The sequence below is a fragment of the Maritimibacter fusiformis genome, from assembly GCF_008086115.1.
GTDB lineage: Bacteria > Pseudomonadota > Alphaproteobacteria > Rhodobacterales > Rhodobacteraceae > Muriiphilus > Muriiphilus fusiformis.
On sequence record NZ_VSIY01000001.1, the window covers coordinates 59959 to 84124 of the forward strand.

Consider the following 24166-nt stretch of genomic DNA (forward strand, 5'->3'; position numbering starts at 1 on the left):
ACCGCCTCACTTCACCGCCGGCGCCAGCCCCTTGGGGCGCCACATCAGGATTGCCATCATCAGGATCATGTTCGAGGCCAGCGCCAGCTTGGGCGCGAGGTAGCCGACGTAATTCGCCGTCAGCCCGACGATGATCGCACCCAGAAGCGTGCCGCGGATTGACCCAAGCCCGCCGATGATCACCACGATGAAGACGATGATCATCATCTCGCCGCCCAGTGCGGGCGTGATCAGGGTCTCGTATCCTGCCCACATCGCGCCGCCCAATGCCGCCAGCGCCGAGCCCAGCATGAACACGCCGATGAACAGACGGTCGATGTTGAAGCCGAGGCTCTCGACCATCTCGCGGTTCTCGACACCTGCCCGGATCAGCAGGCCGATCCGGGTGCGGTTGAGCAGGAAATGCAGGCCCACGAAGATCAGCGCGCCCAGGACGAAGGCAAAGCCGCGATAGACCTCGATGCTCACATCCCCGATGATCCACGATCCTTCCAGGAAATGCGGGCGCGGCACCGTCACCGGGGTGCCGCCCCAGATCGCCAGTATCACCTGTTCGGACACGATCAGCGCGCCCATGGTGATCAGGATCTGGCGCAGGTGGTCGCGGTAGACCGGGCGCACGATGATCGTCTCAAACAACCAGCCCGCCACCAGCCCGAAGCCGATCGCCGCGATGAAGGCAAACGCCAGCGCCAGCGCGTTCAGGATCACGCTGTCGGCCACCAGCCAGTGGTTCAGCGCGATCAGCACCGAGGCCGCGACGAAGGCGCCGAAGCTGATGAAGGCGGAATGGCCGAAGTTCAGCACGTCCATCAGCCCGAACACCAGGCTGAGGCCCGAGGCCATCAAGAACACCATCAGCCCCATCGCCAGCCCCGCGACCGTCAGCGTCACCCAGGACGAGGGCGCGCCGATCAGCACGAAAGCCACCAGCGCCAGCGCGACGGGCAACAGGTTGACCCCTCCGAAACGCCCGATCTGTTCTGCCAGTCTGTCCATGATGTCTCCTAGGTCGCCAGGCCCAGCAGGCGGTTTTGCAACTCGGCATCGGCGGCGAAACCGGCCATGGTGCCGGAATGCACGACGCGCCCGTCCTCGATCACCGCCATGTCGCGCCCGAGGCTCTTGGCGAAGTGGAAATTCTGCTCGACCAGCAGGATGGTGGTGGTCCGGGCGATGTCGCGGAACGCCTCGGCCATGGCCGCCACGATCGAGGGGGCCAGCCCCTTGGTCGGCTCGTCGATCAGGATCAGCGCGCGCGGCTCGACGATGGCGCGCGCCACCGCCAGCATCTGTTTCTGCCCGCCCGACAAGCTCCAGGCCTGTTTCGTCCAGAACTGTTCAAGCGCGGGGAACAGCCCGTAGATGCGCGCCAGCCGGTCCGGGTCGAACTTGCCCTTTTCGGTCGCCAGCACCAGGTTTTCCTCGACCGTCAGCCCACCGAATATCCCCATGTTCTCGGGCACATAGGCGATGCCCTTGCGCGCGATCTCGGCGGTGTGCAGGCCCGAGATCACCTCGCCCTGAAACCGGATCGCGCCCGCCTTGGGCCGCCACAACCCCATGATCGAGCGCAGCGTGGTGGTCTTGCCCGCCCCGTTACGGCCCAGCAGCACAAACACGCCGCCCTCGGGCACTTCGAGCGAGATGCAGTGCAGCACCGCGTATTGCCCGATATCGGTTCTCACATCCTCGAGCGACAGCAGGCTCATGCCGTCTCCTCCGTCGCGGTGCCGAGGTAGACATCGCGCACCACCTGGCTGTCCATGATCTCGGCGGGCGGGCCGTCGGCCAGAAGCTCGCCGTTGTGCAGCACGATGATGCGGTCGGCCAGCGCGCGGATCACGTCCATCTTGTGCTCGACCAGCAGCACGGTCTTGGCCGGGTCGGTCTTGATCGTGGCGATCAGGTCCAGCACGTCGGGCGCGTGGTCCAGCGACATGCCCGCGGTCGGCTCGTCGAACATGTAGATGTCCGGCTCCATCGCCATCAGAAGCGCCACTTCCAGTTTGCGCTGGTCGCCATGCGGCAGGGCCGCGGCGGGCTGGTGGGCCAGGTGGGTCAGGCGCGTGGCCTCGAGAAACCGCTCGGCGGCTTCGGTCAGGTGGCCAAAGCGGCCCACGGGTCTGAGAATGCGCCAGCCCTCGCCGGCGCGCGCCTGCACCGCGAGGCGGATGTTTTCAAGCACGCTGAGGGCGGGAAACAGGTTGGTCAGCTGAAACGCACGCCCGATGCCGTGGCGCGCGCGGGTCGAGGGCGCCATGCCGGTCAGGTCGGTTCCGTCCTTGAGCACCTGGCCCGAGCTTGCCGCCAACTGCCCTGAAATCAGGTTGAAATAGGTGGTCTTGCCAGCGCCGTTCGGTCCCACGATGGCCGTCAGCTCACCGGGTCGAAAGGCCGCCGAGACCCGGTTCACCGCGACATGGCCGCCGAACCTAATGGTAAGATCGCGGGTTTCGAGAGAGGGCGTTGTCATGGGAAAATCCGCCGGGGCTTTGCGCGGGGGGTGGCCCGGCCCGGACGATGCCGGGCCGGAACGTGGCTCAGTCGTTGGTGCGACCGATCGGGATGTCCATTTCGCCCGGTTCGATGATGCGCACAAGCTCGGGGATTGCCCAGTCCACGTCGTCATCCACGCGGATCTTGAAGTGCACCATGCTTTGCAGCGCCTGGTGATCCTCGGGGCGGAAGGTCATCTCGCCCTTGGGCGTGTCCCAGGACATGCCTTCCATCGCCGCGATCAGGTCTTCGGTGTCGTAGCTGTCGGCGGTTTCCAGTGCCTTGACCACGGCCAGTGCGGCCGACATGCCGCCAGCGGTGAAGAAGTCGGGCGGGCTGTCAAAGCGCTTCATGTGCTCTTCCACCAGCCAGTTGTTCACCGGGTTGTCGTAGGCTTCGTAGTAGTAATAGATCGCGCCTTCCATGCCGGGGAACCGCTTGTAGGTCGGCAGAACCGCCAGGATATGCCCGCCCATCGAGATCTCGATGCCGTGCCGGCCCGGGTCCATCGCCTGGATCTTGCCCGGCGCATCGCCACCGCCGGCGATATAGATCAGGATGACCTTGCGGCCGTCCTTGTCTTTCAGCGCGTTGAACATCCGTTCCGCCGCGGCGGTGAAGTCGGCGGTGCCCTGCGGCACGTATTCCTCGGTCACCACGGTCGCGCCGGAGCCGTCGAGCGCGGCCTTGAACGCCTCGATCCCGTCATGGCCGAAGGCATAGTCCTCGGCCAGGGTGGCGACATAGAGGTTTTCGTCCGGCTGCAACGCCAACGCCTGGGCCTGCATGTCCATCGACGAGTTGCGCGAGGTCTTGAAGACATAGCGGTTGCTGTCCGGCCCGGTCAGGCCATCGGCCACGGCGGGCTCGACGATCAGAAGCCGCTCGTATTCCTCTGCAATCGGCAACATGCCCAGCGTCACGCCGGACGAGGTTGCGCCCACCGCCAAAAGCACCTCGTCGTCGCCGTAAGCCTCGGCCAGAACAGCACGGGCCACGTCGGGCTTGAACTGGGTGTCCTTCACGATGATCTCGATCGGGCGTCCGTCGATTTCGTTGGTGCCGCCGGTGGCATATTCGATGCCCATCTCGAACCCGGTCAGGGACTGGCGCGAAAACGCCTCGAGGCTCGAGCCTGACATGCCCTGCACCACCGCGATCTTGATCGGGTCCTGCGCCGCCGCCGGGCCTGCAAAGGCGATGGCGCCGGCCAGCACGGCAGCGAGCCGCGTGAATGCTTTCATGGTATCCTCCCTTGTCGACATCGCGCCGCTGTTGTGCCGGTGCGAGCGGTCGTCTAGTTTGTGTCCGCAACATTCAGCACAGGGCGCTTCGGGGCAAGCTGGTGGAAATACGTAACGAAGATCAGGAGGCTTTCGGCGGCGGCTCTCTGGCCGAGCTGGCCTATATGTATGCGCCGGTCGGGCTGGTGGTGACGGAAAACCGGGTGATCCGCGACTGCAACACCGCCTTTGCCGAGATGTTCGGCTATGCCCGCGCCGAGCTGCGCGACCAGCTTTTCGTGATCCTCTACCCCTCCGACGACGAGTTTCGCAACATCCGCGACCGGGGCATCAAGCAGTTGCAGGAAACCAACCGCTACTGGGACGAGCGCGTGATGGCGCGCCGCGACGGCACCCTGTTCTGGTGCCGGGTGCGTGGCCATTCCTTCACCCCCGACGCGCCCCTGCAACGTGCGGTCTGGAGCTTTGCCGACCTGTCGCCCACCCGCCCCTATTTTCCCCTGACCCGGCGTGAACGCGAGATTCTCAGCCATCTGTCCGAAGGACTGTCGAGCAAGGAAATCGCCCGAAAACTGGACATTTCGCACCGCACCGTCGAGGTCTACCGCGCCAAGCTCTTGAAAAAGTTCGAGGTCAAGAATACCTCTGCCCTGTTCAACGCGCTGGGGGCGATCGAGGGCGATCACATCATCTCCCACGGCCCCAAGGCCTGACGCCGTGCCCGCCCGGGGCGCAATACGCTTGAAACCCCCGCGCCCCCCCGTGTAAACCGGCATTCTCTCTACCTGATTGGGGATTATCGTGCTCGACCTGGCAAATATCCGCGACGAACTCGCCAAACACTACGACCTTGCCCCGAACCCGGAGCTGGCGTCGCAGATGGGCGATATCTACGCGCGCATGGACCGGGTCGTGAACCCGGTCGACTGGGCGGTCCACGCGCCCTATGTCGCCGCGATCAACAAGCTCAAGGCCGAAAAGAACGCGGTCATCCTCGCGCATAACTACATGACGCCCGAGATCTACCACGGCGTTGCCGACGTGGTCGGCGACAGCCTGCAACTGGCGATCGCGGCCACCAAGGTCGAGGCCGACATCATCGTGCAATGCGGCGTGCATTTCATGGCCGAGACCTCGAAGATCCTGAACCCCGAGAAGACCGTGCTGATCCCCGACATGGCGGCGGGCTGTTCGCTGGCCGAAAGCATCACCGCCGAAGGCGTGGCCGAAATGCGCGCGCGCTATCCGGGTGCGCCGGTGGTCAGCTACGTCAACACCACCGCCGAGGTCAAAGCCGCCTCGGATATCTGCTGCACCTCGTCCAACGCCGCCCAGATCGTCGCCGCCCTGCCCGAGGACACGATCATCATGACGCCCGACCAGTTCCTGGCCCAGAACGTCGCCAACCTGGTGCCCGAGAAAAAGGTGGTCTGGTGGGCCGGCTCGTGCATCGTGCATGAGCAATACACGGCCAACGACCTGCGCGAATACCGCGCGCTGCATCCCGACACCCGGATCATCGCGCACCCCGAATGCACCCCCGAGGTGATCGCGGAGGCGGATTTCTCCGGCTCGACCAGCGGTATCGTCAAATACGTCACCGACGAGCAGCCGAAAGAGGCGATGCTGGTCACCGAATGCTCGATGGCCTCCAACATCGCCGACAACCTGCCGGGCGTCGATTTCGTCGGCCCGTGCAACATGTGCCCCTACATGAAGAAGATCACGCTGGAAAAGATCCTGTGGTCGCTGCACACCGGGCGCGAAGAGGTCATCGTCGCCCCCGAGGTCGCAGGCAAAGCCCGCCGCGCGGTCGAGCGGATGATCGACATGAGCCGCGAGCTGGGCCTTTGAGGGCAGGCATGTGAGCCACACCATCGAGACCGGGCGCATCGTCATCGTGGGCGCCGGGCTGGGCGCGCTCTATGCCGCGCTCGAGCTTGCGCCCCGCCCGGTCCTGATCGTGTCGCCCGAGACCCTGGGCCAGGGCGCGTCCTCGGCCTGGGCGCAGGGCGGCGTCGCCGCCGCGATGGCCGCCACCGACAGCGCCGAGGCCCATGCCGCCGACACCATCGGCGCGGGCGCGGGCACCGTTGACGCCGAGGTCGCGGCGATGGTCACCAAGGCCGCGCGCGAGCACATCATCGACCTGACCGACAAGGGCACGCCGTTCGACCGCACACCCGATGGCGGCTATGTCATGAGCCTCGAGGCCGCCCATACCGCCCCGCGCGTGGTGCGGGTCAAGGGCGACCAGGCGGGCGCGCGGATCATGGAAACGCTGATCGCGGCGGTGCGCGCGGCGCCCTCGGTGCAGGTCTGCGAACGCTCGATGGCCACCGGGCTCGAGGTCACCGATGGCCGCGTCACCGGCGTGCATGTCCGCGCCGCGGATCGCGAGTCCGGGACGGTCCTGCTGCGCGCGCCGGCGGTGCTGCTGGCCGGCGGCGGCTCGGGCGGGCTCTATGCCGTCACCACAAACCCGCCGCGCATCCGGGGCCAGGTGATCGGGCTGGCCGCGCGCGCCGGAGCTGTGATCGCGGACGCCGAATTCGTGCAGTTCCACCCGACCGCGATGGACGTGGGCGAAGACCCCGCACCGCTGGCCACCGAGGCGCTGCGCGGCGAGGGTGCGCATCTGGTCAACAACCGAGGCGAGCGTTTCATGCTGGCGCTCGATCCGCGCGCCGAGCTTGCGCCGCGCGATATCGTGGCGCGCGGAATCTTTGCCGAAACCCAGGCCGGACGCCGCCCCGCGCTGGACACCCGCGCGGCCATCGGCGCGGCGATCCTCACCCGCTTTCCGGTGGTGGCCGAGGCCTGCCAGCGCAATGCCATCGACCCGGTGACCGAGACCATCCCGGTCGCCTGTGCCGCGCATTACCACATGGGCGGGATCGCGACCGACAAGTCCGGCCGCGCCAGCCTCAAGGGCCTGTGGGTCTGCGGCGAGGCCGCGTCGACCGGGCTGCACGGCGCCAACCGGCTGGCCTCGAACGGGCTGCTCGAGGCGCTGGTCTATGCCCGGCTTGCCGCCCGCGACATCGCCGCCGAAGTCGCCCCGACCGACGCGCCCGAAGCGGCGCTGACCTTTCCAAAGGGTGGCCACGACAGCTTTTCCGAGGCCTCGATGACCGCCCTGCGCCAGATCATGACCGATCATGTCGGCGTCCTGCGCGACGCGGCGGGCCTGTGCACGGCGCTCACCGGGATCGCCCGGCTGGAGGCCCGCGAAAGCCAGTCGCAGACTTTCGCCAACATGACCGCCACCGCCACCCTGATCGCCGCCGCCGCCTTTGACCGCCGGGAATCGCGCGGCGGGCATTATCGCACCGACTACCCCGATGCCGACCCGGCCCAGGCCGAACGTAGCCATTTGACCCTGGCCGAGGCGCTGGCGATCCGCGCCCGCTGTGAGGAGACGCAGACATGATCCCCCCCCTGCCCGACCTCGTGCTCGACCCGATGGTGCGCGCCGCCCTTGCCGAAGACCTCGGCCAGTATGGCGACATCACCACCCGCACGGTGATCCCCGAGGGCGTGCGCTATACCGCGCGGCTCAATGCGCGCGAGGATGGCGTGGTGTCGGGAATGCAGGTCGCGCGCATGGCGTTTCACCTGGTCGACCCGGCGCTTTCGGTCGAAACCCTGCTGGCCGACGGGGCGCCCTGCGCCAAGGGCCAGACCCTTATGACGATCGAGGGCGCCGCCGCCTCGATCCTGTCGGCCGAGCGCGTCGCGCTCAACTTCGCCGGGCGGCTGTCGGGCATCGCCAGCCTGACCGCGCGCTTCGTGGCCGAGACGCGCGGGACCGACGCCCGCATCACCTGCACCCGCAAGACCACGCCGGGCCTCAGGATCGTCGAGAAACTGGCGGTGCTGCACGGCGGCGGTTTCAACCACCGTTTCAGCCTGTCGGACGCGATCCTGATCAAGGACAACCACATCGCCGCCGCCGGTGGCATCAAGGCGGTGCTGGAGGCCACCAAGGCCAGCGCCAGCCACATGGTGCGGGTCGAGATCGAGGTCGACCGGCTTGATCAGCTGGCCGAAGTGCTGGACATCGGCGGCGCGGACGTGGTGCTCTTGGACAACATGGACCCGGACACGCTGCGCGAAGCGGTGGCGATGGCCGGGGGCCGCGTGGTCACCGAGGCGTCGGGCAACATGGTGCTCGGGCGCATCGCCGAGGTGGCGGCGACCGGGGTCGACTACATCTCGTCGGGCGCGCTGACCCACTCGGCCCGTGCGCTGGACCTGGGGCTGGATTTCTGAAGGATCGGCTTTTTGCGGGCCGGGCGGCGAGGCCGGACCAGCACCGACGAAAACGCCCCGTCAGGACTTTGCCGCAGGCCCCGCGATCCGCCTGCCCGCGGCATCGAACAGGTGCACCGGGCCATCGCCGGGCGCGACGGTGACGGTCTCGCCGACCGTCAGGCTCAGCCCCGGGGCGATCTTGGCGACGGCCTGTTGCCCGTCCGCCAGCTTCAACTCGACAAGTATCTCGTCGCCCAAGTGTTCGATCAGAACCACCTGTGCCTCGGCCCCGCCAGCGGCGCCCAGCACCAGGTTCTCGGGCCGGATGCCCAGCGTCAGCGGACCGGCCGGCACCCCACCCTCGGGCAGCGGCAGGCTGCCGAGCACACCGGTTTCGATCCGCTCCGCCCCCGCCTCTGCCGCGATCAGGTTCATCCGGGGCGAGCCGATGAAGCCCGCGACGAAGACATTGGCCGGCGCGTTGTAGAGATCGAGCGGCGATCCCATCTGCTGCACATGCCCGTCGTGCAGAACCACGATCTTGTCGGCCAGCGTCATCGCCTCGACCTGGTCATGGGTGACGTAGATCATCGTGGTCTTGAGCTGCCGGTGCAGGTCGGCGATCTCGCGGCGGGTGTCGACCCGCAGCGCCGCGTCGAGATTGGACAGCGGCTCATCGAACAGAAACACCGCAGGTTCGCGCACGATGGCGCGGCCGATGGCGACACGCTGGCGCTGGCCGCCCGACAGTTGCGACGGGCGGCGCTCCAGGAGCGGCTCGATCTGGAGCATCCTGGCGGCGCGCATCACGCGGGCGTCGATCTCGGCGCGGCTCATGCGTGACAGTTTCAGCCCGAACTCCATGTTGCCGCGCACCGTGCGGTGCGGGTAGAGCGCGTAGCTCTGGAACACCATCGCGATGCCGCGCTCCTTGGGCGAGGCATCGTTGACCCGGCGCCCGCCGATCAGAAGATCGCCGCCGCTGAGGTCTTCCAGCCCCGCGATGATCCTGAGAAGCGTGGACTTGCCGCAGCCCGACGGGCCGACGAAGACCACGAACTCCCCGTCCGCGATCGACAGGTCGATGTCCTTGAGCACCTCTGCCGCGCCATAGGACTTGGATACCTTGTCGAGCCTTACGTCCGCCATCGTCGCACCCTCTTGTGCGCGCCGCCCCCCGTTTCGGGAAGGCGGCGCCTGCCTTGGTGAGCCAGGATCACGCCTTGCCGCTCATCCGGTCCTCGAAGAACGACAGGTGCTTTTTCTGCGCCTCGATCAGCCGCGCCTTGTAGGCGGCATAGGCCTTGTCGGTGTCGTTCAGCGTGACCCCGGGGATCGTCGGTGACGCAAAGACCGGCAGTTCGATGCCGCGATCGGCCAGGGTCTGCGCGGTGCGCGCGGCCATTTCGTGCATCAAGATCATCGCCAGCACGGTCGACGAGCCGCCGACCGGCCTGCTCCAGCCCTCCACCGGCACGATGGCGTCCTCGACCGGGGCGCAGGTGTCAATGGCGACATCGGCGCAATCGGCCAGCACCTTGCCCGAGGAATGGGTGGCCTTCTTGTCGCGGTTGGCAGCCGCGTTCACCGCGATCACCTTGACGCCGCGCGCCTTGCAGTAAAGCGCCGTGTCGATGCCCGAGGCGTTGGTGCCGGAATGACCGAACACCACCAGGGTATCGCCGGGATTGATCGGTTCGTGGTCAAGGAACTTCTCGGCATAGCCTTCGGTGCGCTCGAGCCACAGCAATTCGCGCACCCCGCCCGCGCCCAGCACCGAATGCCACATCAGCCTGGGATCGGTCAGCGGGTGAAAGGCGATGAAGGCACCGTAGCGCGGAAAGGTCTCCTGCGCCGGCAGGACCGAATGGCCGGAGCCGTAAAGGTGGATCAGTCCGCCATTCGCGGCGGTTTCGGCCATGATCGCGGCGGCCTCGGTCATCGCCGCGTCGTTGACCTCGGCGGCCTTGGCGGCAAGCTCGGTCAGGCGACCTATGTAGAGAGACATGTTCGTTCCTTTCGTTATCAGTAAAAGAGTTTCGAGCGGATCTCGTAGCGGTCCGCCCGCATGGTTGACTCGACGTGTTCGAAGGGTCCGTGCGCGTCCGAGGTGGTGCGCCGCACCTCGAAGGCGGGGCTGCCGGGCGCGACCGCGAGGTCGGCGGCGTCCTCGGCGCTGACGGTGCCGGCGCGGTAAAGCTCTTCGGCCGATTGCGGCGCGATGCCCCAGCCTTCGCGCAGGAAATCGTAAAGCGATGTCAGCTCGCCCTTGAGCGGCAGGAACCCGGGCACCCGGTGGGCCGGCAGATAGGCGGTCTGCACCCCGATCGGGTTGCCGTTGGCCAGCCGCACCCGGCGCAGCTTGATCACCGGCTCGCCGGGCTTGAGGGCAAGCGCCTCGGCGATGTCATCCTCGGCGGGCATCTCGACCGCGCTGGTGCCGCGGGTGCCGACCTTGTCGCCGAGGTAGGCCATTTCCTCGGTAAAACTGGTCAACCCGCGAATACCGGCCACGATGGTCGAGCGCCGCACGAAGGTGCCGCGCCCGTGCTCGCGGCGCAGATGGCCGCTTTCCTCGAGCCGGCGCAGCGCGTGGCGCAGGGTGATGCGGCTGACGCCCAGCATTTCGGTCAGCCGGGTCTCGTTCGGCAACTGGTCGCCGTCCTGCCATTCGCCGCGCTGGATCATGTCGCGCAGCGATTGCTCGGTCTGGTGCCAGAGCGGCTCGGGGCGGTTGCGGTCGGGTCGGCGGATGGGCAGGTCTGTGCTCATGTGCGGTTTTCCTCCCAGGCAGGATGGCCGATGGCGGCGATGGCCGCCCCGGCAAGGCTGGCCGACCGGCCGAAGGCGGCGGGTGAAATGGTGGTGTCGCGCAAGTGGCGGGGCAGATGCTCGCGAAGCCGGGCCAGGACCGGCGGCCCAAGCACGTCGAGGGCGCTGGAGACACCCCCCGCGACGATCACCCGTTCGGCCCCGGTCAGGGCGACCGCCCCGGCCAGCGCCGTTCCCAGCGCCGCGATGGCGGGGGCAAGGGCTTTCGTCGCCGCCACGTCGCCCGCCCGGGCAGCCGCGATCAGCGCCGGGCCGTCGGCCAGCCCGATCTGCCGTGCTGCGCGGTCCAGCGCCCGGCCCGCCGCCACGCTTTCCAGCCAGCCATCGTTGGGCGTGCCGGGCGCGTTCATGTCGGCGCAGGCCCAGCCGAACGAGGTGGCGCCGCCCCGGATCACCCGGCCCCCGGCAAGCAGGCCCGAGCCGATGCCGGTGCCGATGGCGATCAGGATCGCGTTTTCCAGCCCGCGCGCAGCCCCGGCGGCGACCTCGGCCAGCAGCGCCAGTTGCGCGTCATTGCCCAGCCGCACCTTGAGGCCGGGAAAGACCCGCGCCATGTCGACCCCGTCGAGCCACGGCAGGTTCGGCACCCATTGGCAGACCTGCCCCTGTGCATGGCCGGGAATGGCCAAGCCGATGGCCGCGGGGCGATGTTCGGCGATCAGCCCAGACAGCACCGCCCGAAACGCCGCAAGCCCGTCCGGCGCGCGGTCGCGCAACAGCAGGCGCGGCGGCGCATCCGGTGTGACCTCCGGCCCCTCGGCCAGCGCCACGCGCAGGTTGGTTCCCCCAAGGTCGATGGCCAGAACCCTCATCCCTTCACCGCCGCACTGACCATGCTGTCAACGAAGAAGCGTTGCAGGAACACGAACAGAACCAGCGGCGGCAGCACCGCCATGGTCGCGCCCGCCATCACCAGGGGCGTGTTCATGGCACCGCGATTGTAGCTCAGAAGCCGCCCGAGGCTCAGCACGATGGGATAGTCCTCGCTGGCCCCCTGAAGCACCGTGAGCGGCCACAGATAGGTGTTCCAGTGATAGACGAAGGCAAACAGCGCCAGCGCCGCGATCGCCGGAACGATGGCCGGCGCCACCACCGAGAACACCACCCGCAACTCCGACGCGCCATCGACTCGGGCCGCGTCGATCAGGTCGTCGGGCACGCCTGCGATGAACTGGCGCATCAGGAAGATGCCGAACGCATTGGCGAGGTTGGGCAGGATCACCCCGACCAGGCTGGCCGAGAACCCCATCGCGCTGACCATCCGGTAAAGCGGGATCAGGGTCACGATCGGCGGCAGGAACATGGTGGCGATCATCACCGCGAACAGGGCGTTGCGGCCCCGAAAGCGGTATTTGGCAAAGGCGAACCCGGCCATCAGCGAGGTCACGAGGATGCCGGTGGTCGTCACCGTCGCGATCACCGCCGAATTCCACAGCGAGCGCCCGGCCTGAATGACCTCGGACACCGCCCCGTAGGCCGAAAGGTTCAACGATCCCGGTATCCAGACCGGCGGCGTCTGCATCGATTCCTCGGGTGTCTTGAAGCTCGACAGCACCATCCAGACCAGTGGAAAGGCCGAGGCCACCGCCAGCGCGATGATGAGCAGCAGGATCAGCCCGTGGGTCGGGCGCGGCAGGCGGGTCATTCGCGCCCCCCCCTGCGGTTGGCCGCGAAGATCGCGAACACCGTGACGATCAGCGCCAGCATCAGCGTCACCGCCATCGCCGACCCCAGCCCGCCTTGCGAGCGTTCGATGCCGACGCGCCGGATATGGAAGGTCAGCACGTTGGTCGACCCCGCCGGCCCGCCTTGCGTGATCAGCGCCACCGGCTCGAACACCTGCACCGCGTTGATGATCGCGATCACGGCGGAAAACAGCAGGGTGCGCCGCATCAAGGGCAGGGTGACCCCGAAAAAGCTTTGCACCGGCCCGGCCCCGTCAATGCGCGCGGCCTCGTAAAGCGTGTTGGGAATCTGCGTCAGCCCCGCCACCGCCAGCACCGTGAAATAGCCGATCTGCTGCCAGACGTTGAGCAGGACCAGCGAATAAAGCGCGGTGTCGGGCGCGGCGAGCCAGGTCTGCGGCCCGATGCCGACCCAGCCCAGGATCTGGTTCAACGGCCCCTCGGTCGGGGCATAGAGCTTGGACCAGACCAGCGCCACCGCGATCATCGGCACCATGTAGCTGGCAAAGAGCACGGTGCGCAAAAACTGCCCCCCGGCGACCGCGCGCTGATAGACCAAAAGCCCCAGCAGCACCGACAGCGGCAGCAGGATCGCCACCGACAGCGCGGTGTAGATCGCGGTATTGCGCAGCGCGGTCTTGAAGTCGCGCCCGACCGACAGGGCGCTGAAAATGTCTTCGTAGTTGCGCAGCCCGACCCATTCGGCGGTGGAGAACGGCGTCTGCGTCGACCATTGGTGAAACGACAGCCAGATGGTCAGAACCATCGGCACCAGGATGAACACGCCGATGAACCCGGCAGCGGGGCCAATCATCAGGATCGGAGAGAGGCGGGCGCGGGGCATGTCGGCGGTCTTCGCTGGCTGAGGGGGCGGCGCGCCCGCAAGAGCGCGCCGCGTTTGCTTGGTCTTGGCGCGGCCCTAGCGGGCGGCGCGTTCGAGGATCGACAGCGCGTCGGCCTGTGCGGCTTCCTGCGCCTGGGCGGCCGTGATCTGGCCATATTCCAGCGATTCCAGCGTCTGCTGCAACGCCTCGGTGAACTCCTGCCCGCCCAGCACGATCGGGAAGGCCCGGGCGTTCTCGAGCACGCTGACATAACCGGCAAGGAAATCGCGGCCCAGAACGTCCTGGTTCGCGGCCACGTCCGAGCTGCGCGACGGCAGGATGCCCATCGACATCAGGATATCGGACATCGCCGAGGCATCGCCCTCGCCGGTGCCTTCACCGTTGAGCCAGGCCAGGAAATCCCAGGCCGCGGCCTGTTCCTCGGCGCTGGCGGTGGCGCTGACCACGGTTTGCCAGGTGTAGGAGATCGAGCTTGCGACCTCGCCCGACGGGCCGACCGGGATCGGCGCGGTGGCGACGTTTGCGAAATCGTCGCCCATGCCCGCCTTGAGCGCGCTTTCCCACCAGTTGGCCATGATGATCATGCCGGTCTTGCCCGACACGAAGTTGTCGAGGAACGGCCCGGTGGTGTTGGCGTCCGCCGTGCCCATCGCGGGCACCGACCAGCCGTTGCTGACCAGTTCCTTGTAAAGCGCGAAGGTCTCGCCCGCCTCGGCGCTGTCCAGCGTCGGCTTGCCATCGGTGATCAGCGCGCCACCGTTCGAGACCAGCAGCGAGGCAAAGGGATGCACCACGCCCGCCGACCACGAGTTGATCAGGCCAAAGCCCTGACGCCCGGCGCCCGCATCGGTCAGCGCGGCGGCGGCGGCGGTGAACTCTTCCCAGGTCGCCGGGGCGGCGTCGATACCCGCCTCGGCGAACAGCGCCTTGTTGTAGTTCAGCGCATAGACGTTGACCTCGTTCGGGATGCCGTAAAGCGTGCCGCCGACCTGGGCCGCGGCGGCGATCCCGTCGGGCCAGGCCGCGCGCACCTCGGAGGCGACACCGTCCGGTGCGGGCGCGACAAGGTCGTCGCGGACCAGTTCCGGCAGCCACAGATCATAGATGCCCGAGATTGTCGGGGCCGACGCCCCGGCGGATGAACGGATCGTGGTCAGCAGATCGCCGAACGGAACCGCCCGGACCGAGATCGAGACATCGGGATGCGTCTCCTGGTATTTTTCGGCCGCCGCTTCCAGAAGCGCCACGGTCTCGGGCGACCAGTGGGTCAGGTAGCTGACTTCTACGGACTGCGCCGAGACGGCGGTGGCAGCGCAGCTCAGCATGAGGGCAGGCAGGGCCTTCCAAGGTTTCATTTCAGCGATCTCCTCTTTCGCAGCGGCGTGATGCCGCTTGTGCGAAAGGTTATAACGACATATCGTCATGTCAAGAAAATTCACGGAGACCCCGATGCAGGATATCCTGGGAACGGCCATGACCCCGCATGGCCCGCGCGCGGTGCGGATTGCGGTCGCGGAAGGCCGGATCGCTGAAATCACGCCGGACTCGGCGGCGGGCGACGCGCTGATCCTGCCGGGGTTCATCGACCTGCATTGTCACGGCGGCGGAGGCGATGACGTGATGGACGGCGACGGCGCGGCGGCGCGCATCGCCGTCTATCATGCCCAGACCGGCACCACGGCGATGCTCGCCACCACCATGACCGCGCCGGTCGACCGGATTCGTTCGGTTCTGGGGGACGTGGGCCGCGCGATGGCCGCTCCCGCGCCCGGTGCCGCCGAGATCCTTGGCGTCCACCTGGAGGGACCGTTCATCAGCCCCGACATGCTCGGTGCCCAGCCCGCCTGCGCGCGCGAGATCGACCTCGGCCTCCTTGACGCGTTCGACGCCCTCGCACCGCTTCGGGTGCTGACCTACGCCCCGGAAGCCGACCCCGAGGGCCGGTTGCTCGCCTTCGCCCGCGCCCGGGGCATCCGCGCCCAACTCGGCCACAGCCCCTGCCCCTACGAGACCGCCGAGGCGGCCTTTCGTGACGGCGCGGGCGGCGCGACGCATCTGTTCAACGCCATGTCTCCGCTGCACCACCGCGCGCCCGGACTGGTCGGGGCGGCGCTGGCCCATGCCGATCACGCCGAGCTGATCCCCGACCTTCTGCACGTCCATCCCGGCGCCATCCGCGCCGCCCTGCGCGCGATCCCCGGCCTCTACGCGGTCACCGATGCAACCCGCGCGACGGGCATGCCCGACGGCAGCTATCCGTTCGGAGAGATCACGGCCACGAAATGCGGCAACGGGCTCAGGCTCGCCGATGGCACGCTGGCCGGGTCGTGCCTGTCGATGCTTCAGGCCTTCCGAAACCTCGTGGAAATCGGCCTGCCCCCCAGCGAAGCCGCCCGGCGCTGCGCGACCCTGCAGGCCGATTATCTCGGACTTTATGACCGGGGTCGCATCGCCACGGGCGCAGTGGCCGACCTTGTGATCCTCGCCCCCGATCTTACGCTGCGCGAGGTTGTCCTGCGCGGACGGTAAGCGGGCCGGTCAACCCTCCAGCCGGCTCACCACCACCGTGACTTCGGGCTTGCGGCCGATTTCGTCTTCGCAGGTCTTGCGCGCGGTGCGGCGCAGCTCTTCCTCGAGCTTGGCATCGTCGGCCAGCGTCTTGCGGCCGGCGCGGGCGATGAACTGGCCAAGGTCCTCTTCCAGCACGTCGACCAGTGCGGCGCGCGAGCGGCCGGTTTCGGGCAGCCCCATGATCTCGACCCAGGGGTCGCCCAGGGCGTCGTTGTCCTCGAGGATCACGTTCACGATCACATGGCCGTTCAGCGCCAGCCGGATGCGGTCGCGCACCACCCCGTCGAGCGCGCCGATCAGGATGTCGCCGTCGAGATAGATCCGGTCGGCCTCGACATGCTCGACGATATGCGGCGTCGCGCCGGTCAGATCGCAGACCGCGCCGTTGGGGACGATCATCGAGGCGCGCCCATTGGCGGCGGCAAGGTTGGCATGTTCGCGCAGATGCCGGTGTTCGCCGTGCATCGGCAACACGATCTCGGGATCGACCAGCGCGTGCATCCGCTCGAGGTCGGGCCGGTTGGCGTGGCCGGAGACATGATAGCGGTCGTCCTCGGCCACCACGTCGACGCCCATCTCGGAAAACGCGTTGTGGATGCGCCCGACGCCGCGTTCGTTGCCGGGGATGGTCTTGGAGGAAAACAGGAACATGTCGCCCTCGGCCATCGACATGCCGAGGTATTTGCCACGGGCAAGCTGGGCCGAGGCGGCGCGGCGCTCGCCCTGGCTGCCGGTGACGATCAGCATCAACTCCTCGCGCGCGAGGTCGCGGGCGTCCTCCGGCGTGATCGTATGCGGGAAATCGGTGACGATGCCGGTCTTGACCGCGACCTCGATCATTCGGCGCATGGCGCGGCCCAACAGGCAGACCGAACGGCCCGCCGCGCGCCCGGCCTCGGCCAGCGTCTTTACCCGCGCGACGTTCGAGGCGAAGGTGGTCGCCACCACCATGTGCGGCGCCTTGGCGATCAGGTCCGAAATCGGCTCGGCCAGCCCGGCCTCGGAGCGGCCGGGATGGGGCGAGAACACGTTGGTCGAATCGCACACCAGCGCGCGCACCCGGCCCTTGGTCGCTTCACCCCAGAGGTCGAAGTCGAACGGCTCGCCCACCCCCGGTGTCGGGTCGATCTTGAAATCGCCCGTATGCACGATCCGCCCTGCCGGCGTGTCGATCACCAGGCCCGCGCTTTCGGGGATCGAATGCGACAGCGGCACGAAGCTGACCGTGAACGGCCCCGCCTCGGTGGTGGCGGGATACGGCTGGGTGATCCGAACGATATCCGGGTCCTGGCCGGAATCCTCGAGCTTGAGCCGCGCCAACTCGCCGGTGAAGGCACGGGCATAGACCGGCACCCGCAGATCGGACCACAGCCGCCCGATGGCGCCGACATGATCCTCGTGCCCGTGGGTGATGAAGATCGCCTCCAGCCGGTCGCGGTTTTCTTTCAGAAAGCCGATGTCGGGCATGATCAGGTTGACGCCGGGCGTGGTGTCCATGTCGGGGAAGGTCACGCCCAGATCGACCAGGATCAGGCGTTCCTTGCCCTTGGGGCCGTAGCCGTAGACATAGGCGTTCATGCCGATCTCGCCCGCGCCGCCGAGGGGGAGATAGATCAACCGGTTCTTGCTCATATGCTGCCCTGTTCCTTGTTGTAATTATAGATGTCGAGCAACCCCTGCATGGTCAGCGTGTCCTCGGTCACGTCGAACAGATCTTCGCCCTGCTGGAACAGGGGTGCCAGACCGCCGGTGCCGATCACTTTCATCGGGCGGGCGTGTTCGGCCTTGATGCGGGCGCAGATCTCCTTGATCAGCCCGATGTAGCCCCAGTAGACGCCCGACTGCATGCAGGCAACCGTATTGGTGCCGATCACCCGTTCGGGCCGCGAGATATCGACATGCGGCAGCGCGGCGGCGGCCATGTGCAGCGCCTCCAGCGACAGGTTCACGCCGGGCGCGATCACGCCGCCGATATAGGCGCCGTCATGGTCGGCCACGTCGAAGGTGGTGGCGGTGCCGAAATCGACGATGATCAGATCGCCGCCATATTGCCGAAAGCCCGCCACGGTGTTGACCAGCCGGTCGGGCCCGACCTGGGTGCCGGCATCGACGCGCACGCCGATCGGAAGCAGGCACTCGGGCTTGCCCACCACCAGCGGACGCAGGCCGAAATAGCGGTCCGAGAAGACCCGCAGGTTGAACACCACGCGCGGCACGGTGGACGAGATGATGACGCCGGTGATCTCGGGGGTGATGCCGTGATGGCGGGTCAGCGTGTCCCACCAGACGAAATACTGGTCGGCGGTGCGCTGATGCTCGGTCGAGGTGCGCAGGGTGCAGAGGATCTTTTCGCCGTCCCAGATCGAGAAGACGGTGTTGGTGTTGCCGGTGTCGATGGCGAGCAGCATGGTGCGCTCCTAAAAGAAGATGTCGCCCGCCGCGATGCGCCGGGTGCCGTGGGGCGTTGATAGGACAAGCTGGCCGTCCTCGTCCACATCGCGGAAGGTTCCGGTGATGTCCTCGCCCGGCAGCCGCGCGGTGATCGGCTGGCCGATCCGGGCGGCACGGGCAAGCCATGCGCTGCGGATCGGGGCGAAACCGTAGCTGGAAAACTGCGCCTCCCAGGCGGCATAGGCGGGGGCGAGGGTTTCGAGAAAGTCCTCGGGCGTGACCTGCAACCCGGTTTCTCCGGCCAGCGACACCGGGGCCAGCGCGCCGGGTTCGACCTGGTCCGGCGCGGGAGCCTTGGCCAGGTTCACGCCGATGCCGATGGCCAGGCCAGAGGGCAACAGCCCTTCCAGCAGGATGCCCGCCAGCTTGCCGCCGTTCAAAAGCACGTCGTTGGGCCATTTCAGCGCCAGCGCCCCGGGCCTGCCGGTCAGCGTGGCCAGCACATCGAACAACGCCAGCGCGGCGACGAAGCTGCGCAGCGCCGCGCGCGCCGGATCGCTCGGATCGGGCAGCACAAGGGCGGCTGCGAAATTGCCCTCGGGGTTGGCCCAGGCCCGGCCCCGCCTGCCCCGCGCGCGGGTCTGCGCACGCGCGCTGATCCAGGTCGGGCCGGCCAGTTCGGGCAGCCGGCGCGCGGCCTCGTCCAGTGTCGAGGTCACGCTGTCGAGCGCGAGGTGGCCGTAGCCGCGCGGCCAGGCGGCTTCGGGCCGCCGGCCTGCGTCAGTTGACAAGGATCAGTGCCGCTGCCGCCGCCGCGCTTTCGACGCCAAACAGGTTCACCACCCCCAGCACCATCGCCGTGGCCGATCCGACCAGCATCACCCAGGCCGCGGGCGACATCGGGGTCTCAATGGTCGTCTCGCTCTCGCCGAAATACATGTAGTAGACGATGCGCAGGTAGTAGAACGCGCCGATCACCGAGGCGATCACCCCCGCCACCGCCAGCCACATCAGGTCGGCCTGCACCGCGGCATTGAGCACGTAGAGCTTGCCGAAGAAGCCGACCAGCGGCGGCACCCCGGCCAGCGAGAACAAGAGCACCAGCATCGCCGCGGCCTTGACCGGCTCGGCCTTGGCGTATTGGTTGAGCGACCGGATATCGACCACGTGCTTGCCGTCGCGCTCCATCGACATGATGAAGGCGAAGGTGCCCACGTTCATGGTCAGGTAGATCGCCATATAGACCAGCATCGCCTGCACGCCGTAGGCATCGCCCGCCGCCAGGCCCATCAGCGCAAAGCCCATGTGCCCGATCGAGGAATAGGCCATCAGCCGCTTGAAATCGGTCTGCGCGATGGCCGCCACCGCGCCCAGGAACATCGAGCCCAGCGAGATCAGCACCAGCACCTGTTGCCAGTCGGCCACCGCCGCCCCGAAGGCGTCGAACAGCACCCGGGCGAACAGCACCATCGCCGCCAGTTTCGGCGCGGTGGCGAAGAAGGCGGCAACCGGCGTCGGCGCACCTTCGTAGACATCGGGCGTCCACATGTGGAACGGCACTGCCGAGACCTTGAAGGCCAGTGCCGAGATCACGAAGACGAGGCCGAACAGCAGCCCAAGCCCGACATGCCCGTCGGTCGCCGCGGCGATGATGCCCGAGAACAGCGTGGTTCCGGCATAGCCATAGACCAGCGAGGCACCGTAGAGCAGCAGCCCCGACGAGAGCGCGCCGAGGACGAAGTATTTCAGCCCCGCCTCGCTCGACTTCACGCTGTCGCGGTTCATAGCGGCGATGACGTAAAGCGACAGCGATTGCAGCTCGAGCCCCATGTAGAGCAGCATCAGGTCGCCCGCCGAGACCATCACCATCATCCCCACCGTCGCCAGCGCGACCAGGATCGGGTATTCGAACCGCGCCATGCCGCGCCGGGCCAGCACCGCCTCGCCCGCCAGCAGCACCGCGCCGGCGGCGATCAGGATCGCGATCTTGGCAAAGCGCGCATAGCCGTCGTCGAGGAACATGCCGCCGAACGCCGCCCCCGGCGTTGCCGTATTGGCCAGGCCGATCCACAGCGCCAGCGCGCCCATCACCCCGGCGGTCAGCCAGGTGAGGGTGCCGGTCAGCTTGTCCTTGCCGGTGTAGACCGCTCCGATCAGCGCGATCATCGCGTAGACCGCGAGAAGCAGCTCGGGCAGGACGGCTTGAAGGTCGGTCGAGGTCATCGTCTCACCCCTTAATGCGAGGTCTGGGCCATTTCCGCGGCTGCGGGAATGGCGGCGTGATATTGGTCGAGAAGCGCGCTGACCGAAGGCCCGATGATATCGGTCACCAGGCTCGGATAGACGCCGAGGATCAGGGTCATGGCCACCAGGGGCGCGAAGATCGCCTTTTCACGGCCGGACAGGTCGGTGATGGCCTTGAGGCTTTCCTTGATCAGGTCCCCCAGCACCACCCGGCGATAGAGCCAGAGCGCGTAAGCCGCCGACAGGATCATCCCCGAGGTGGCAAAAAGCGCGACCCAGGTGTTGGCGTGGAACAGGCCCACGAGGGTCAGGAACTCGCCGACAAAGCCCGAGGTGCCGGGCAGGCCGACGTTGGCCATGGTGAAGAACATGAACACCAGCGCATAGGCCGGCATCCGGTTCACCAGGCCGCCATAGGCCGAGATATCGCGGGTGTGCATCCGGTCATAGATCACGCCGACGATCAAAAACAGCGCGGCAGAGACGAAACCGTGGCTGAGCATCTGGAAGATCGCGCCGTCCAGACCCTGCTGGTTCGCCGCGAAGATGCCCGCCGTGACATAGCCCATGTGCGCCACCGACGAATAGGCGATCAGCTTTTTCATGTCCTCCTGCACCAACGCCACCAGCGAGGTGTAGACGATCGCGATCGCCGCCAGCCACAGCATGAAGGTCGCCATCACGTCCGCGCCCACCGGGAACATCGGCAGGCTGAAGCGCAGGAAACCGTAGCCGCCCATCTTCAGAAGGATCGCCGCCAGCACCACCGAACCTGCCGTCGGCGCCTGCACGTGGGCATCCGGCAACCAGGTGTGCACCGGCCACATCGGCAGCTTGACCGCAAAACTCGCAAAAAACGCCAGGAACAGGAGCGTCTGCGCCCCGCCGACGATCTGGATACCAAGCAGGCTGAAAGTGTCGGAGCCGAAGCTGTGGTTCATCAGGGTCGGAATGTCGGTCGTGCCGGCCTGGGTGAACATGTAGATCATCGCCACCAGCATCAGCACCGAGCCGAGGAAGGTGTAGAGGAAGAACTTGAACGCGGCATAGATCCGGTCCTTGCCGCCCCAGATGCCGATGATCAGGAACATCGGGATCAGACCGCCCTCGAAGAACAGGTAGAACAGCACCAGGTCCAGCGCCACGAACACGCCGATCATCAGCGTCTCGAGCAGGAGGAAGGCGATCATGTATTCCTTGACCCGCGTGGTCACGCCCCAGCAGGCGGCGATGGTGATCGGCATCAGGAAGGTGGTCAGCATCAGAAACAGCACCGAGATGCCGTCGACGCCCAGCTTGTAGGTAAAGCCCATGATCCAGGAATATTCCTCGACCATCTGAAAGCCGGTGTCGGCCGGGTCGAAGCGGATCAGAACCGCCAGCGAGATCAGGAAGGTCGCCGAGGTCGCCGCCAGCGCCACCCATTTGGCGTTGCGCTGCGCCGCAGGGTCGTCACCGCGCAGAAAGAGCGCCAGGATCACCGCCGCGACCAGGGGCACGAAGGTGATGATCGAAAGCAGGTTGTCCATCAGTGCGCCCCTCCGGACATAGCGATAATTGTGACAAACACGACGATGCCGAGGACCATCGCAAAGGCGTAGGTGAACAGGTAGCCCGACTGCCAGCGTCCGGCGAGCTTGGTGAAGTAGGGCACCGCGCCCATCGCCAGCCAGTTGATCAGCCCGTCGATGACCGAGCCGTCACCGCGCTTCCACAGGAAACGGCCAAGCGCCCTGGCGGGCCGCACGAAGACGACGTCGTAGATCTCGTCGAAATACCACTTGTTGAGCAGGAAGCGGTAGAGATGCGGCTGTGCCTCGGCCAGTCGGCGCGGCATGGCGGGGTTCACGATGTAGAACCACCAGGCCACCAAAAGGCCGGTCAGCATCGCCACGAAGGGCGAGACCTTGACCCAGGTGGGGGCGTGGTGGGCCTCGTCGATCACGTGGTTGTCCGGGCCCATGAAGATCGCGCCGACCGGGGCGGTGCCACCGTGCAGATCGGCCGCGGCGGCGTCATCGGTTGCGCCCTCGGCGGGGGCGGCAGCGCCCTCGGCGGCCTCCGCATGCGCCTCGATCCCGAAGAACGCGTTGACCTTGTCGTGGTCGCCGAAGAACGAGCCATACCAGATCATCCCCGAGAACACCGCGCCAAGCGCCAGCACGCCCAGCGGAATGGTCATGACAGCCGGGCTTTCATGCGCATGCTCGTGCGTGTGCTTGTCGCCGCGCGGCTTGCCCCAGAAGGTCATGAACATCAGCCGCCAGCTGTAGAAACTGGTGAACATCGCCGCGATGACCAGAAGCCAGAAGGCATAGCCGCCCTGGGTGCCGGCCCATGCGCTCTCGATGATCGCGTCCTTGGACAGGAAACCGGCAAAGCCGATGGTGGTCAGCGGAATGCCGACCCCTGTGATCGCCAGCGTGCCGATCAGCATCGCCCAGAAGGTATAGGGGAACTTCTGACGCAGCCCGCCGTAATTGCGCATGTCCTGTTCGTGGTGCATCCCGTGGATGATCGAACCGGCGCCAAGAAACAGCATCGCCTTGAAGAAGGCATGCGTCAGCAGGTGGAACATCGCCACCGAATAGACGCCGACACCGGCGGCCACGAACATGTAGCCAAGCTGCGACATGGTGGAATAGGCGATCACCCGCTTGATGTCGTTCTGGACAAGCCCGATGGTCGCCGCGACGAATGCCGTGGCCGAACCGATCAGCACGATGAAGCCCAGCGTCCAGGGCGCGTATTCCATCAGGGGCGACATCCGGCTGACCAGGAAGACACCCGCCGTCACCATCGTCGCGGCGTGGATCAGCGCCGACACCGGGGTCGGGCCTTCCATCGCGTCGGGAAGCCAGGTGTGCAGGAACAGTTGCGCCGACTTGCCCATCGCGCCGACGAACAAGAGGAACGCCAGCAGGTTGGCGGCGTTCCAGTCGCGCCAGAGGAAATGGAGGTCGGTCTCGGCCAGCGCCGGCGCGGCGGCGAAGATGTCGTCGAACCGGATCGAGTCGGTCAACAGGAACAGCCCGAAGATCCCCAGCGCAAAGCCGAAGTCGCCGACCCGGTTGACCACGAAAGCCTTGATCGCGGCGGCGTTGGCAGAGGGCTTCTTATAGTAGAACCCGATCAGCAGATACGAGGCGAGGCCGACGCCCTCCCAGCCGAAGAACATCTGGATCAGGTTGTCCGCCGTCACCAGCGCCAGCATCGCGAAGGTAAAGAGGCTGAGATAGGCAAAGAAACGCGGGCGATAGCTTTCGCCCTCGAACTGCGGATCGTCCGCCATGTAGCCGATGGAATAGAGGTGCACGAGGCTCGACACCGTGGTCACGACGACCAGCATGATCGCGGTCAGCCGGTCCAGCCGGATGCCCCAGTCGACCGAGAAACTGCCGCTGTCGATCCAGCGCATGATCTGGATGTGCTGCGTGCCCTCGGGCAGGGTCAGGAACACGATCCAGCTCAGGAAGGCCGCGAGGAACAAGAGCCCCGTGGTCAGGTATTGCGCGCCCTTGTCGCCGATCACCCGGTGGCCAAAGCCCGCGATGATGGCACCCAGAAGCGGGGCAAAGAGAATGATGCTCGTCATCTG

Annotated in this window: 22 protein-coding genes; 5 read left to right on the forward strand and 17 right to left on the reverse strand. The window is 66.9% G+C overall.

Annotated features, from left to right (window positions below; genetic code table 11):
* Positions 1-6 precede the first annotated feature (6 nt).
* The 4 genes from FVF75_RS00305 to FVF75_RS00320 all read right to left on the reverse strand — a co-directional run bounded on the left by FVF75_RS00305 (position 7) and on the right by FVF75_RS00320 (position 3743).
* Entirely contained in the window at positions 7-999 is a 993-nt protein-coding gene (locus FVF75_RS00305; protein WP_148375747.1) for a branched-chain amino acid ABC transporter permease, read from the reverse strand.
* 8 nt (positions 1000-1007) lie between these two features.
* Positions 1008-1712, reverse strand: a complete 705-nt coding sequence (locus tag FVF75_RS00310; protein WP_148375748.1) for an ABC transporter ATP-binding protein — start codon at positions 1710-1712, stop codon at positions 1008-1010.
* Complete coding sequence (locus FVF75_RS00315; RefSeq protein WP_148375749.1) at positions 1709-2476, reverse strand: ABC transporter ATP-binding protein; 768 nt, start codon at positions 2474-2476, stop codon at positions 1709-1711. Before FVF75_RS00315 ends, FVF75_RS00310 begins: the two co-directional genes overlap by 4 nt.
* A 67-nt stretch (positions 2477-2543) precedes the next feature.
* A complete protein-coding gene (locus tag FVF75_RS00320) occupies positions 2544-3743 on the reverse strand; it encodes a substrate-binding domain-containing protein (RefSeq protein WP_148375750.1) in 1200 nt (399 codons plus the stop codon).
* A gap of 98 nt (positions 3744-3841) precedes the next feature.
* Here FVF75_RS00320 and FVF75_RS00325 point away from each other — a divergent pair, with 98 nt between their 5' ends.
* From FVF75_RS00325 to nadC, 4 genes are all read left to right on the forward strand, one after another.
* Positions 3842-4456 carry a LuxR C-terminal-related transcriptional regulator gene (locus FVF75_RS00325; protein ID WP_246137956.1) on the forward strand — a complete coding sequence of 205 codons (615 nt, stop codon included), beginning with the start codon at positions 3842-3844 and terminating at the stop codon, positions 4454-4456.
* A gap of 88 nt (positions 4457-4544) precedes the next feature.
* A complete protein-coding gene (gene nadA, locus FVF75_RS00330) occupies positions 4545-5597 on the forward strand; it encodes a quinolinate synthase NadA (protein ID WP_148375752.1) in 1053 nt (350 codons plus the stop codon).
* 10 nt (positions 5598-5607) lie between these two features.
* A complete protein-coding gene (locus FVF75_RS00335; RefSeq protein WP_246137955.1) occupies positions 5608-7176 on the forward strand; it encodes an L-aspartate oxidase in 1569 nt (522 codons plus the stop codon).
* Positions 7173-8018, forward strand: a complete 846-nt coding sequence (gene nadC, locus FVF75_RS00340; protein ID WP_148375753.1) for a carboxylating nicotinate-nucleotide diphosphorylase — start codon at positions 7173-7175, stop codon at positions 8016-8018. Before FVF75_RS00335 ends, nadC begins: the two co-directional genes overlap by 4 nt.
* 60 nt (positions 8019-8078) lie before the next feature.
* Here nadC and FVF75_RS00345 read toward each other — a convergent pair whose 3' ends face one another.
* From FVF75_RS00345 to FVF75_RS00375, 7 genes are all read right to left on the reverse strand, one after another.
* Complete coding sequence (locus FVF75_RS00345) at positions 8079-9149, reverse strand: ABC transporter ATP-binding protein (RefSeq protein WP_148375754.1); 1071 nt, start codon at positions 9147-9149, stop codon at positions 8079-8081.
* Positions 9150-9216: 67 nt separating this feature from the next.
* Positions 9217-10008: a sugar isomerase domain-containing protein gene (locus FVF75_RS00350; protein ID WP_148375755.1), complete on the reverse strand. Its 792-nt coding sequence runs from the start codon at positions 10006-10008 to the stop codon at positions 9217-9219.
* 17 nt (positions 10009-10025) lie between these two features.
* Complete coding sequence (locus tag FVF75_RS00355) at positions 10026-10772, reverse strand: GntR family transcriptional regulator (protein ID WP_148375756.1); 747 nt, start codon at positions 10770-10772, stop codon at positions 10026-10028.
* Positions 10769-11644, reverse strand: a complete 876-nt coding sequence (locus tag FVF75_RS00360) for an ROK family protein (RefSeq protein ID WP_148375757.1) — start codon at positions 11642-11644, stop codon at positions 10769-10771. The genes FVF75_RS00355 and FVF75_RS00360 overlap by 4 nt, the downstream gene beginning before the upstream one ends.
* Positions 11641-12477 (reverse strand): carbohydrate ABC transporter permease, encoded by an 837-nt coding sequence (locus FVF75_RS00365; RefSeq protein ID WP_148375758.1) that lies wholly within the window; start codon positions 12475-12477, stop codon positions 11641-11643. The genes FVF75_RS00360 and FVF75_RS00365 overlap by 4 nt, the downstream gene beginning before the upstream one ends.
* A complete protein-coding gene (locus tag FVF75_RS00370) occupies positions 12474-13331 on the reverse strand; it encodes a carbohydrate ABC transporter permease (RefSeq protein WP_222861176.1) in 858 nt (285 codons plus the stop codon). Before FVF75_RS00370 ends, FVF75_RS00365 begins: the two co-directional genes overlap by 4 nt.
* Positions 13332-13436: 105 nt before the next feature.
* Positions 13437-14717, reverse strand: coding sequence for an ABC transporter substrate-binding protein (locus FVF75_RS00375; protein WP_148375760.1), 1281 nt, complete (start codon positions 14715-14717; stop codon positions 13437-13439).
* Positions 14718-14811: 94 nt separating this feature from the next.
* Here FVF75_RS00375 and nagA point away from each other — a divergent pair, with 94 nt between their 5' ends.
* Positions 14812-15891 (forward strand): N-acetylglucosamine-6-phosphate deacetylase, encoded by a 1080-nt coding sequence (gene nagA, locus FVF75_RS00380; RefSeq protein ID WP_148375761.1) that lies wholly within the window; start codon positions 14812-14814, stop codon positions 15889-15891.
* A gap of 9 nt (positions 15892-15900) precedes the next feature.
* Here nagA and FVF75_RS00385 read toward each other — a convergent pair whose 3' ends face one another.
* From FVF75_RS00385 to nuoL, 6 genes are read right to left on the reverse strand one after another with little or no spacing between them, the layout of a single operon-like run.
* On the reverse strand, positions 15901-17565 hold the full coding sequence (locus tag FVF75_RS00385) for a ribonuclease J (RefSeq protein WP_148375762.1): 1665 nt from the start codon (positions 17563-17565) through the stop codon (positions 15901-15903).
* Positions 17562-18341 (reverse strand): type III pantothenate kinase, encoded by a 780-nt coding sequence (locus FVF75_RS00390; RefSeq protein WP_148375763.1) that lies wholly within the window; start codon positions 18339-18341, stop codon positions 17562-17564. Before FVF75_RS00390 ends, FVF75_RS00385 begins: the two co-directional genes overlap by 4 nt.
* 9 nt (positions 18342-18350) lie before the next feature.
* Positions 18351-19115, reverse strand: coding sequence for a biotin--[acetyl-CoA-carboxylase] ligase (locus tag FVF75_RS00395; protein ID WP_148375764.1), 765 nt, complete (start codon positions 19113-19115; stop codon positions 18351-18353).
* The gene (nuoN, locus tag FVF75_RS00400; RefSeq protein WP_148375765.1) at positions 19105-20547 is read right to left on the reverse strand and encodes an NADH-quinone oxidoreductase subunit NuoN; all 1443 of its coding nucleotides are present in this window, start codon (positions 20545-20547) and stop codon (positions 19105-19107) included. The genes FVF75_RS00395 and nuoN overlap by 11 nt, the downstream gene beginning before the upstream one ends.
* An 11-nt stretch (positions 20548-20558) precedes the next feature.
* The gene (locus tag FVF75_RS00405) at positions 20559-22097 is read right to left on the reverse strand and encodes an NADH-quinone oxidoreductase subunit M (RefSeq protein WP_148375766.1); all 1539 of its coding nucleotides are present in this window, start codon (positions 22095-22097) and stop codon (positions 20559-20561) included.
* Complete coding sequence (gene nuoL, locus FVF75_RS00410; protein ID WP_148375767.1) at positions 22097-24163, reverse strand: NADH-quinone oxidoreductase subunit L; 2067 nt, start codon at positions 24161-24163, stop codon at positions 22097-22099. Before nuoL ends, FVF75_RS00405 begins: the two co-directional genes overlap by 1 nt.
* Between the last annotated feature and the right edge of the window lie 3 nt (positions 24164-24166).